This window comes from Rhodococcus sp. MTM3W5.2, from assembly GCF_001984015.1.
GTDB lineage: Bacteria > Actinomycetota > Actinomycetes > Mycobacteriales > Mycobacteriaceae > Rhodococcus_G > Rhodococcus_G oryzae.
On record NZ_CP019572.1, the window covers coordinates 2590636 to 2602516 of the forward strand.

Annotated in this window: 10 protein-coding genes and 1 pseudogene; all 11 read left to right on the forward strand. The window is 68.8% G+C overall.

Annotated elements, in window-relative coordinates; genetic code table 11:
- The first annotated feature begins 120 nt into the window (after positions 1-120).
- The 11 genes and pseudogenes from pyrR (at position 121) to coaBC (ending at position 11736) form a co-directional block, all read left to right on the forward strand.
- A pseudogene (gene pyrR / locus BTZ20_RS11930) lies at positions 121-770 on the forward strand (bifunctional pyr operon transcriptional regulator/uracil phosphoribosyltransferase PyrR).
- Positions 767-1711 (forward strand): aspartate carbamoyltransferase catalytic subunit, encoded by a 945-nt coding sequence (locus tag BTZ20_RS11935; RefSeq protein ID WP_077041500.1) that lies wholly within the window; start codon positions 767-769, stop codon positions 1709-1711. The pseudogene pyrR and the gene BTZ20_RS11935 overlap by 4 nt, the downstream one beginning before the upstream one ends.
- Entirely contained in the window at positions 1708-3033 is a 1326-nt protein-coding gene (locus tag BTZ20_RS11940; protein ID WP_223263734.1) for a dihydroorotase, read from the forward strand. The genes BTZ20_RS11935 and BTZ20_RS11940 overlap by 4 nt, the downstream gene beginning before the upstream one ends.
- Entirely contained in the window at positions 3030-3521 is a 492-nt protein-coding gene (locus BTZ20_RS11945; RefSeq protein ID WP_077041501.1) for a transporter, read from the forward strand. The genes BTZ20_RS11940 and BTZ20_RS11945 overlap by 4 nt, the downstream gene beginning before the upstream one ends.
- Positions 3518-4699 carry a glutamine-hydrolyzing carbamoyl-phosphate synthase small subunit gene (carA, locus tag BTZ20_RS11950; protein WP_223263735.1) on the forward strand — a complete coding sequence of 394 codons (1182 nt, stop codon included), beginning with the start codon at positions 3518-3520 and terminating at the stop codon, positions 4697-4699. Before BTZ20_RS11945 ends, carA begins: the two co-directional genes overlap by 4 nt.
- The gene (gene carB / locus BTZ20_RS11955; RefSeq protein ID WP_077041503.1) at positions 4699-8052 is read left to right on the forward strand and encodes a carbamoyl-phosphate synthase large subunit; all 3354 of its coding nucleotides are present in this window, start codon (positions 4699-4701) and stop codon (positions 8050-8052) included. Before carA ends, carB begins: the two co-directional genes overlap by 1 nt.
- A complete protein-coding gene (gene pyrF / locus BTZ20_RS11960; RefSeq protein WP_077041504.1) occupies positions 8049-8906 on the forward strand; it encodes an orotidine-5'-phosphate decarboxylase in 858 nt (285 codons plus the stop codon). Before carB ends, pyrF begins: the two co-directional genes overlap by 4 nt.
- 126 nt (positions 8907-9032) lie before the next feature.
- The gene (mihF, locus tag BTZ20_RS11965; RefSeq protein WP_027499670.1) at positions 9033-9356 is read left to right on the forward strand and encodes an integration host factor, actinobacterial type; all 324 of its coding nucleotides are present in this window, start codon (positions 9033-9035) and stop codon (positions 9354-9356) included.
- A 91-nt stretch (positions 9357-9447) separates the two neighbouring features.
- Entirely contained in the window at positions 9448-9999 is a 552-nt protein-coding gene (gmk, locus tag BTZ20_RS11970; protein ID WP_077043655.1) for a guanylate kinase, read from the forward strand.
- Positions 10000-10127: 128 nt separating this feature from the next.
- Positions 10128-10430: a DNA-directed RNA polymerase subunit omega gene (gene rpoZ / locus BTZ20_RS11975; RefSeq protein WP_027499672.1), complete on the forward strand. Its 303-nt coding sequence runs from the start codon at positions 10128-10130 to the stop codon at positions 10428-10430.
- Positions 10431-10440: 10 nt separating this feature from the next.
- Positions 10441-11736 (forward strand): bifunctional phosphopantothenoylcysteine decarboxylase/phosphopantothenate--cysteine ligase CoaBC, encoded by a 1296-nt coding sequence (gene coaBC, locus BTZ20_RS11980; protein WP_077041505.1) that lies wholly within the window; start codon positions 10441-10443, stop codon positions 11734-11736.
- The last annotated feature ends 145 nt before the right edge of the window (positions 11737-11881 follow it).

Sequence of the window (11881 nt, forward strand, 5' to 3'; positions counted from 1 at the left end):
TTCGACTGTGGCTCAGCACACCCCGAACCGCTTCGGGTTCCCGGTCGCCGCGCTGATAGGCTGGCGGGCGTCAGACATCCTTTAACGATCCGTCCAGAGAGGCGGAGAAGGAGGTCCAGCTTGCTCACGCCTGAGCCATCCTCCGCCGATTCATCGGCCCAGGATCACCCTGTCACCAGGGAGCTGCTCTCTTCTGCCGACGTTGGTCGGACGATCGCGCGGATCGCGCACCAGATCATCGAGAAGACCGCGCTCGACGCCGAGACCGACCCGCCCCGAGTGGTGTTGATCGGCATCCCGACGCGCGGCACCACCCTCGCCAACCGGCTGGCGAACAAGATCGAGGAGTTCTCGGGTGTCCGCCCCCGACAGGCTCGCTCGACATCACTCTCTACCGCGACGATCTGCGCACCAAGCCGCACCGGCCGCTCGAGCGCACCTCGGTGCCCGAGGGCGGGGTGGACCAGGCGCTCGTGGTCCTCGTCGACGACGTGCTGTTCTCCGGGCGGACCGTGCGCTCGGCGCTCGACGCGCTCCGTGACCTTGGCAGGCCGAAGGCCGTGCAGCTCGCGGTCCTGGTCGACCGCGGCCACCGGGAGCTGCCACTGCGGGCCGACTTCGTCGGCAAGAACGTGCCGACCGCGCGCACCGAGGACGTGAAGGTGCAGTTGGTCGAGCACGACGGGGTCGACAGCGTGACGCTGAGCGGTGGAGCGAACATGCCACCGCGTGGGGACGCTAACAAGGCGAGCGGGGAGCCGAATCTGTGAAGCATCTGTTGTCGGTTTCGGATCTGACCCTCGAGAGCGCGACAGGTCTGCTCGACGAGGCCGAACGGTTCGAGCAGGCCCTGCTCGGGCGCGAGGTCCGCAAGCTCCCGACGCTGCGGGGGCGCACCGTGATGACGGTGTTCTTCGAGAACTCGACCAGGACCAGGGTGTCCTTCGAGGTCGCGGGCAAGTGGATGAGTGCCGACGTGATCAACGTCAGCGCCAGTAGTTCCTCGGTGTCGAAGGGCGAGTCGCTGCGGGACACCGCGATGACCCTGCGGGCCGCGGGGGCCGACGCGTTGATCGTGCGGCACCCGGCCTCCGGTGCCGCGCACCGGATCGCGGAGTGGACCGCGGACGGCGACGACGGTCCGGCCGTGATCAACGCCGGTGACGGCACCCACGAGCACCCCACCCAGGCGCTGCTGGACGCGCTGACCCTGCGGCAGCGGCTCGGCTCCATCGCAGGCAAGAGGGTCGCGATCGTCGGCGACATCCTGCACAGCCGGGTGGCCAGGTCGAACGCCTTCCTGCTCTCCACGCTCGGCGCGGAGGTGGTGCTGGTCGCGCCGCCCACCTTGCTGCCGGTGGGGGTGTCGAGCTGGCCGGTGACCGTCTCGCATTCGCTGGACGCGGAGCTGCCCGGCGTGGACGCGGTGCTGATGCTGCGGGTGCAGGCCGAGCGCATGAACGGCGGGTTCTTCCCCTCGCCGCGCGAGTACTCGATCACCTACGGGCTGTCCGAGAAGCGGCTCGGCATGCTCGCCGAGCATGCCGTTGTGCTGCACCCGGGCCCGATGCTGCGCGGCATGGAGATCGCGTCAGCGGTCGCGGATTCACCGAAAGCTGCAGTGTTGCAGCAGGTTACGAACGGAGTTCACATTCGCATGGCTGTCCTGTTCGGGTTGTTGGTCGGTACCGAGGAAGGTGTGGCGCTGTGAGCCAGGACATTTCCCGAGGCTTCGCCCGCGGTGACATCCTGATCCGCGGGGCGCGCATCTACGGCGAGGGCGAGCCGCAGGACGTGCTGATCTCCGACGGTGAGATCCGCGGGATCGGCGCCGCACTGGACGCACCCGAGGGTGCCGAGGTCATCGAGGCGGCAGGCCAGGTGCTGCTGCCCGGCTTCGTCGACCTGCACACGCACCTGCGCGAACCCGGTCGCGAGGACACCGAGACCATCGAGTCCGGGTCCTCCGCCGCGGCGCTCGGCGGCTATACCGCGGTGTTCGCGATGGCCAACACCAGCCCAGTCGCCGACTCCGTCGTGATCACCGACCACGTGTGGCGCAGGGGACAGGAGGTCGGCCTTGTCGACGTCCATCCGGTCGGCGCGGTCACCGTCGGGCTCGAGGGCAAGCAGCTCGCCGAGATGGCGACCATGGCGTCGGGCATCGGCAAGGTCAAGATGTTCTCCGACGACGGCCACTGCGTGTACGACCCGCTGATCATGCGCCGGGCGCTCGAGTACTCGAGCGCGCTCGGAGTCCTGATCGCCCAGCACGCGGAGGAGCCGCGGCTGACCGTCGGCGCAGTCGCGCACGAGGGCCCGACCGCAGCCCGGCTCGGTCTGGCCGGCTGGCCCCGTGCGGCGGAGGAGTCCATCGTCGCCCGCGACGCGCTGCTGGCACGCGACGCAGGCGCCCGCGTGCACATCTGCCACGCCTCCACCGCGGGCACCGTCGAGCTGATGAAGTGGGCACGCGGACAGGGCATCTCGATCACCGCCGAGGTCACCCCGCATCACCTGCTGCTCGACGACTCGCGCCTGGAGACCTACGACGCGGTGAACCGGGTGAACCCGCCGCTGCGCGAACCCAGCGACATCGCCGCGCTGCGACAGGGCCTGGCCGATGGCGTCATCGACTGCGTAGCGACCGACCACGCCCCGCACGCCGAGCAGGACAAGTGCTGCGAGTTCTCGGCCGCCAGGCCCGGCATGCTCGGGTTGGAGACGGCGCTGGCGATCGTCGCGCAGACGATGGTCGAGACCGGCCTGCTGGACTGGCGCGGCGTGGCCCGGGTCATGAGCGAGCGGCCGGCCGAGATCGTCGGACTGAGCGATCAGGGCCGGCCGATCGCGGTCGGCGAGCCGGCCAACCTCACGCTCGTGGACCCGGACCGCGAATGGACTGTGCGGGCACCGGAGCTGGCGTCGATCGCGCAGAACAGCCCGTTCGATGCGATGACGTTCGGCGCCAGGGTCACCACCACCCTGCTGCGCGGCCGGGTCACCGTCAGGGACGGGAAGGTGCGGGCATGAGCACGGACCGGATCCTGCTGACGGTCGGCTTCCTCCTGTTCTGGGCGCTGATGGTGGCGCTGATGTACCGGGGCTGGAAGAAGCGGGCCGGCCGCCAGGCGGACGCGATCGGGGATCTGCCCGCGGTGCCTGCGGAGCTGGGTGCACAGCTGATCCCGCCGAGCAGCGGCCTGTACGTCGGCAGCACCCTCGCGCCCAGCTGGCAGGACCGGATCGCGGTCGGGGACATCGGATTCCGCGCGACCGGCGACATCAGCAGGCACGAGAAGGGTGTGCTGCTCGAACGAGACGGCGCTTCGGCGATCTGGATCCCGCAGGCCTCGATCCGGGCGATCCGGACCGAACGCGGGCTCGCGGGCAAGGTCATGAGCAAGGACGGGGTCCTGGTGATCCGGTGGGAGCTGCCCACCGGAACGGAGATCGACACCGGATTCCGTGGAGACGACAAGAGTGTGTACCCGGCATGGGTGAACGGAGAGAACGCGTGAGTGACAGCTTTGAATCAGCGAGCGGCACAGGACCGGCGGCCCTGGTCCTCGAGGACGGGCGGATCTTCCGCGGCACCAGCTTCGGTGCGGTCGGCCAGACCCTCGGCGAGGCGGTCTTCAGCACCGGCATGACCGGCTACCAGGAGACCCTCACCGATCCGAGCTACCACCGCCAGATCGTGGTCTCCACCGCCCCGCAGATCGGCAACACGGGCTGGAACGGCGAGGACGGCGAGGCGCTGAGCGCGGGCCGTCAGGCCTCCGGCGACTCCAACAAGATCTGGGTGGCCGGCTACGTGGTCCGCGATCCCGCGCGTCGCACCTCGAGCTGGCGCGCCACCGGGTCGCTGCAGGACGAGCTCGTCCGCCAGTGCATCGTCGGCATCGCGGGCATCGACACCAGGGCGCTGGTCCGGCACCTGCGCACCCGCGGTTCCATGCGGGCCGGGGTCTTCTCCGGCGCGGCGCTGACCGACGACGCCGCCATGCTGCAGGCCGTCAAGGACCAGCCGTCGATGCTCGGTGCCGATCTCGCGGGCGAGGTCAGCACCGACAACGGCTACATCATCGAGCCGGTCGGCGGCGAGGCCCGGTTCACGGTCGCGGCCATCGACCTGGGCATCAAGACCAACACCCCGCGGATGTTCGCCCAACGCGGCATCCGGGTGCACGTGCTGCCCTCGAACGCGAGCCTCGAGCAGATCCTCGACCTCGGCGCGGACGGCGTGTTCCTGTCCAACGGCCCTGGCGACCCGGCCACCGCCGACGGCGCGGTGCACCTGACCAAGGAGGTGCTCGGCCAGGGACTGCCGCTGTTCGGCATCTGCTTCGGCAACCAGATCCTCGGCCGCGCGCTCGGCCTGAGCACCTACAAGATGAAGTTCGGCCACCGCGGCATCAACATCCCGGTGATCGAGCACGGCACCGGCCGGATCGCCATCACCGCGCAGAACCACGGGTTCGCGCTCGAGGGCGAGGCGGGCCAGGAGTTCGACACCCCGTTCGGCCGCGCCGTGATCAGTCACACCTGCGCCAACGACGGCGCCGTCGAGGGCGTCCGCCTGCTCGACGACTCGGCCTTCTCGGTGCAGTACCACCCCGAGGCCGCGGCGGGCCCACACGACGCCGCCTACCTGTTCGACCGCTTCACCAGCCTGCTCGAGGGAGTCAAGAAGTAATGCCACGTCGCACAGATCTCAAGCACATCCTGGTGATCGGTTCCGGACCGATCGTCATCGGACAGGCCTGCGAGTTCGACTACTCGGGCACCCAGGCGTGTCGCGTGCTGCGCGAGGAGGGCCTGCGCGTGTCGCTGGTCAACTCCAACCCGGCCACGATCATGACCGACCCCGAGTTCGCCGACGCCACCTACGTCGAGCCGATCACAGCGGAGTTCGTCGAGAAGGTCATCGCCCGCGAGGCCGAGCAGGGCCACAAGATCGATGCCGTGCTCGCCACCCTCGGCGGCCAGACCGCGCTGAACACCGCGGTCGCGCTGCACGAGCAGGGCATCCTCGAGAAGTACGACGTGGAGCTGATCGGCGCCGACTTCGACGCCATCCAGCGCGGCGAGGACCGGCAGAAGTTCAAGGACATCGTCGCCAAGGTCGGCGGCGAGTCGGCGCGCTCGCGGGTCTGCTTCACGATGGACGAGGTCCACGACACCGTCGCCGAGCTCGGCTACCCGGTCGTCGTGCGGCCCTCGTTCACCATGGGCGGCCTCGGCTCCGGCATGGCGTACAACGAGGAGGACCTCACCCGCATCGCCGGCGGCGGTCTGGCCGCCTCGCCCACCGCGAACGTGCTCATCGAGGAGTCGATCCTCGGCTGGAAGGAGTACGAGCTCGAGCTGATGCGCGACGGCCGCGACAACGTGGTCATCATCTGCTCGATCGAGAACGTCGACCCGGTCGGCGTGCACACCGGCGACTCGGTGACCGTGGCCCCGGCCATGACGCTGACCGACCGTGAGTACCAGAAGATGCGCGACCTCTCCATCGACATCCTGCGCGAGGTCGGCGTCGACACCGGCGGCTGCAACATCCAGTTCGCGATGGACCCGACCGACGGCCGCCTCGTCGTCATCGAGATGAACCCCCGCGTGTCGCGCTCGTCTGCGCTGGCGTCGAAGGCGACCGGCTACCCGATCGCGAAGATGGCCGCGAAGCTGGCCATCGGCTACACCCTCGACGAGATCGTCAACGACATCACCGGCGAGACCCCGGCCTGCTTCGAGCCGACCCTCGACTACGTCGTGGTGAAGGCGCCCCGCTTCGCGTTCGAGAAGTTCCCCGGCGCCGACGGCACCCTGACCACCACCATGAAGTCGGTCGGCGAGGCGATGTCGATCGGCCGCAACTTCACCGAGGCCTTCGGCAAGGTGATGCGGTCGCTCGAGACCAAGCGGGCCGGCTACTGGACCGGCCCCGAGCTCGAGGGCGACGACCTGGACGCCCTGCTCGCGGACCTCAGCGTGCCGCAGGACGGCCGGATGTACGGCATCGAGAAGGCGTTCGCACTCGGCGCGACCATCGAGCAGCTCTTCGAGGCCACCAAGATCGACCCGTGGTTCCTCGATCAGTTCCAGCAGATCCACGAGCTGGGGGAGCAGGTCCGCGCGGCCGAGGTCCTCGACGAGGCGCTGCTGCGTCAGGCCAAGTACCACGGTCTGTCCGACCGTCAGATCGCCTCGCTGCGCCCGGGTCTCGGAGGGGACAGCCAGGAGGGTGAGGACGCGGTCCGCACACTGCGCGACGCGCTGAAGATCCGCCCGGTCTACAAGACCGTCGACACCTGCGCGGCCGAGTTCGAGGCCAAGACGCCGTACCACTACTCCACCTACGAGCTCGATCCCGAGGCGGAGTCCGAGGTCGCGCCGCAGACCGAGCGGCCCAAGGTGCTGATCCTGGGCTCGGGCCCGAACCGCATCGGTCAGGGCATCGAGTTCGACTACTCCTGCGTGCACGCCGCGCTCACGCTCTCCGAGGCCGGCTACGAGACCGTCATGGTCAACTGCAACCCGGAGACGGTCTCCACGGACTACGACACCGCGGACCGGCTGTACTTCGAGCCGCTGACCTTCGAGGACGTCCTCGAGGTCTACCGCGCCGAGTCGGCGTCGGGCACGGTCGCGGGCGTCATCGTCCAGCTCGGCGGCCAGACCCCGCTCGGCCTGGCGAAGCGGCTCAAGGCCGCTGGCGTGCCGATCGTCGGCACCAGCCCCGAGGCCATCGACCTCGCCGAGGACCGCGGCGAGTTCGGCCGCGTGCTCACCGAGGCGGGCCTGCCCGCGCCGAAGTTCGGCACCGCCACCACCTTCGACGGTGCCCGCGAGATCGCAGGCGGCATCGGCTACCCGGTGCTGGTGCGCCCCTCCTACGTGCTCGGTGGGCGCGGCATGGAGATCGTGTACGACGAGAAGTCGCTGCAGGACTACATCTCTCGGGCCACCGAGATCTCCGACGACCGCCCGGTGCTGGTGGACCGGTTCCTGGAAGACGCGGTCGAGATCGATGTCGACGCGCTGTGCGACGGCACCGAGGTCTACCTCGGCGGCGTGATGGAGCACATCGAGGAGGCCGGCATCCACTCCGGCGACTCGGCCTGCGCGCTGCCGCCGATCACGCTCGGCAAGGCGGACCTCGAGAACGTCAGGCGTTCGACCGAGGCGCTGGCCAAGGGCATCGGGGTCAAGGGCCTGCTGAACGTGCAGTACGCACTCAAGGACGACATCCTCTACGTCCTCGAGGCGAACCCGCGCGCCAGCCGCACGGTGCCGTTCGTGTCCAAGGCCACGGCGGTGCAGCTGGCGAAGGCCTGCGCCCGGGTGATGCTCGGTGAGTCCATCGCGGACCTGCGCGCGAGCGGGGTCCTGCCCGCCACCGGGGACGGCGGCAACACCCCGGCCGGCGCACCGATCGCGGTCAAGGAGGCGGTGCTCCCGTTCAACCGCTTCCGCAAGGCGGACGGCACCGGAGTCGACACCCTGCTCAGCCCGGAGATGAAGTCGACCGGCGAGGTGATGGGCATCGACGCGGACTTCGGTACCGCGTTCGCCAAGAGCCAGACCGCCGCATACGGCTCGCTGCCCACCAGCGGCGTGGTGTTCGTCTCGGTCGCGAACAAGGACAAGCGGTCGCTGATCTTCCCGGTCAAGCGGCTCGCCGACCTCGGCTTCACGATCCTGGCCACCGAGGGCACCGCGGAGGTGCTGCGGCGTAACGGCATCACCTGCGATGAGGTGCACAAGCAGTCCGGCGAGGATCTGCCGGAGGGCGCGCGCACCATCGTCGACCAGATCAAGGCAGGGGAGGTGGACATGGTGATCAACACCCCGTACGGCAACTCGGGTCCCCGCGTGGACGGCTACGAGATCCGCAGCGCGGCGGTGTCGGTGAACATCCCGTGCATCACCACCGTCCAGGGTGCCTCGGCGGCGGTCCAGGGCATCGAGGCGGGCATCAGGGGCGATATCGGCGTGCGCTCGCTGCAGGACCTGCACGCGGCGCTGCGCGAGCCGGGACAGAAGTGAGCCAGCACAGCTGGGGCAGCCGGCTCCGGTCCGCCATCGCGGACCGGGGCCGGCTGTGTGTGGGCATCGACCCGCACCCGTCGCTGCTGCGGGCGTGGGGGCTCCCAGAGACCGCTGGGGGCGTCGAGACCTTCGCGGAGATATGCGTGGAGGCCTTCGTCGGCGACGTGGCGCTGGTGAAGCCACAGGTCGCCTTCTTCGAGGCCTACGGGTCGGCCGGGTACGCGGTGCTCGAGCGGACCATCTCGGTGGTGCGTGCGGCGGGCACGCTGGTCATCGCCGATGCCAAGCGGGGCGACATCGGTTCCACCATGGCCGCGTATTCGCAGGCCTGGCTGGGCGAGGACGCGCCGCTGGCATCGGACGCGGTGACGGTCTCGCCCTATCTCGGGTTCGGCGCGCTCGAGCCCGCCGTCGAGTTGGCGACCGAACACGGCCGCGGGCTCTTCGTGCTCGCCCGTACCTCCAATCCGGAGGGTGGGCAGTTGCAGGGGGCTCAGCTCGACGCTGCCGACCTGTCGGGCGTTTCTGCTGGTAAGGGCGTGTCGGTGGCGCAATCGATCGTCGACGCGGCCGTCGCGCAGAACCGGGACGGCCGGGACACTGTCGGTCTGGTGGTCGGCGCGACACGCGGACACGGATTGGATTTATCGGAATTTTCCGGGCCGATTCTTGCGCCCGGACTCGGTGCGCAGGGCGCCACCGTGGCCGATCTGGCGGAGATTTTCCGCGATTCGCGAGAGTTGTTGCTGCCCAACACTTCTCGGGATGTTTTGCGGCACGGGCCGTCGGTTTCCGCGCTTCGCGAGGCCGCGGAGCGGGTCAGGGACGATGTCGAGAACGGGCTCGCATAACCCACCGGAATTACGCGCTGACCTGGGGGGTGGGTTAGCAATCGGCGCTCGGCGTGAGTACGGTCGCTATCGCTGCTGGTTAACCGGTGGCAGAAGACTATTTGCACACGACGAGACGGAGGAACCGTGGCCCTTCCCCAGTTGACTGATGAGCAGCGCGCCGCTGCTTTGGAGAAGGCGGCTGCAGCCCGTAAGGCCAGGGCTGAGCTCAAGGAGCGCCTCAAGCGCGGCGGCACCGACCTGAAGCAGGTCCTCAAGGATGCCGAAGAGAACGAGATCCTCGGCAAGATGAAGGTGTCGGCACTGCTCGAGGCCCTGCCCAAGGTGGGCAAGGTCAAGGCGCAGGAAATCATGACCGAGCTGGAGATCGCTCCGACCCGTCGCCTTCGTGGCCTCGGCGATCGGCAGCGCAAGGCTCTGCTCACCAGGTTCGATTTCGACGCTGAGTAGGAATCTGGTGGCTGACACAGACAACGTGTCAGACAACAGCAAGACCACCCCGGCTTCGAACAGCGGGGAAAGCACAGCGCAGAGGGGCCGGCTGGTAGTACTGGCCGGCCCCTCAGCCGTGGGTAAGTCGAGTGTGGTCCGCAAACTGCACGAGCGACTTCCCGACCTGGTCTTCAGCGTGTCTGCCACGACGAGAGACCCGCGGCCCGGCGAGGTCGACGGCAAGGACTACACGTTCGTCACCGCCGACGACTTCGAGCGGATGATCGCAGCGGGCGAGATGCTCGAATGGGCGGAGATCCACGGCGGGCTGCAGCGGTCGGGCACCCCCGCCGCGCCGGTGATCGCGGCCCTCGAGGCCGGACACCCCGTGCTGGTTGAGGTCGACCTGGCGGGTGCCCGTGCCGTGAGGGCGGCGATGCCGGAGGCGATTCTGGCCTTCCTGGCGCCGCCGAGCTGGGAGGAACTGGTGTCCCGGCTGACCGGTCGCGGCACCGAGTCCGCGGACGTCGTCGCCCGCCGCCTGGAGACCGCGAAGGTCGAGTTGGCGGCAAAGGACGAGTTCGACACGGTCATCGTGAACGAGGATGTCGACCGTGCGTGCGATGAGTTGGTATCCTTGTTGGTTGGTACGCCGCGATAGTCGGCGTCCGTTCAGGATTCTGTAAAGAAGACAGCACCGATCTCGACTAGCAGCACCTTGCTCGAACCTGCAGTTCTCAGAAGTAGTTGCAGTTGAAACAAGCGCCGACCACCACAGGAGATTCGCCAGTGAGCGCAACTCAAGCAGCCTTGTCCGACGCCGAGCGACACGGCGTCCCGGCGTACGACACCCCGTTGGGCATCACCAACCCGCCGATCGACGAGCTGCTCGCCCGCACCTCCTCGAAGTACGCGCTGGTGATCTACTCGGCCAAGCGTGCCCGCCAGATCAACGACTACTACAACCAGCTCGGTGACGGCATCCTCGAGTACGTCGGCCCGCTGGTCGAGCCGGGCCTCCAGGAGAAGCCGCTCTCCATCGCGCTGCGCGAGATCCACTCCGACCTCCTCGAGCACACCGAAGGCGAGTGATACAGAGCCCGTGAGCGAGCTCCTATCGGATTCCGCTGACCGACCCCGCCGCATCGTCGTCGGGGTCGGCGGCGGAATTGCCGCATACAAGGCCTGTTCGATCATCCGCAGCTTCACCGAGAGTGGACACCACGTGCGGGTGATCCCCACGGACTCGGCTCTGGAGTTCGTCGGGCGCGCGACGTTCGAGGCGCTCTCCGGCAACCCGGTGCAGACCGGGGTTTTCGCCGACGTCCCGCAGGTGCCGCACGTGCGGCTCGGCCAGGAGGCCGACCTGGTGGTGATCGCGCCCGCGACGGCCGACCTGATGGCAAGGGCCGCGCACGGTCGCGCCGACGATCTGCTCACCGCGACCCTGCTCACGGCGCGGTGCCCGGTGGTGTTCGCGCCCGCGATGCACACCGAGATGTGGGAGCACCCCGCAACGGTCGCGAACGTGGCGACACTGCGTGAACGCGGAATCTGTGTGATCGAGCCCGCCTCCGGCCGGCTCACCGGCAAGGACACCGGCGCGGGCCGGCTGCCCGAGCCGGACGAGATCGTCGGACTGGCCACCCTGCTGCTCGAGCGACCCGACGCGCTGCGCCGCGACCTCGTCGGCCGCAAGATCCTGGTGTCCGCGGGCGGCACCCGTGAACCCCTCGACCCGGTCCGGTTCCTTGGCAACCGCAGCTCCGGCAAGCAGGGCTACGCCATCGCGCGGCTCGCCGCCCAGCGCGGCGCCGAGGTGACCCTGATCGCCGGATACACCGCGGACCTGGCCGATCCGGCCGCGCTCGAGGTGATCCGGATCCGCACGGCTGGTGAGCTGAAGGAGGCCGTGGACAAGGCGGCGGTCGCAGCGGAGGCGGTCGTGATGGCCGCGGCCGTCGCGGACTTCCGGCCGTCCACCATCGCCGACAGCAAGATCAAGAAGGGCGCGGACGAGCCCGACACGATCCCGCTGACCCGCAACGAGGACATCCTGGCCGGTCTCGTCCAGTCGCGACGCGACGGCGACCTGCCGAACACCTCCGTGATCGTCGGCTTCGCGGCGGAGACCGGGGACGCGCACGGCGACGTACTCACGCACGCGCGCTCGAAGCTCGCCCGCAAGGGCTGCGACCTGCTGGTGGTCAACGCGGTCGGGGAGGGCAAGGCGTTCGAGGTCGATCACAACGACGGCTGGCTGCTCGGCGCCGACGGCTCCGAGGTCGCGCTGGAGTACGGATCCAAGGCGCTGATGGCCAGTCGGGTGCTCGACGCCCTGGTGTCCCTGCTGGACAGTGGCGGGGGCGCGCACGCGCAGAACGGTTCGGCCTCGTAGTCTGAAAGTCAGACCCTTTGTCGCCGACCCCGGCGCGGAGGGAATACATTTCTGCTGATTTCATTTTTCTGCTGATTTCAATGGTTCATATCCGTCGTACCCCGCACTAGGGTCTGTGGGGCAATACCAACGCTGTGGCGAGAGG

Bases quoted from the DNA above. Each gene is read 5' to 3' on its own strand.
- BTZ20_RS11945 (WP_077041501.1), top strand. From the start codon at position 3,030: ATGAGCACGGACCGGATCCTGCTGACGGTCGGCTTCCTCCTGTTCTGG.
- carB (WP_077041503.1), top strand. From the start codon at position 4,699: ATGCCACGTCGCACAGATCTCAAGCACATCCTGGTGATCGGTTCCGGA.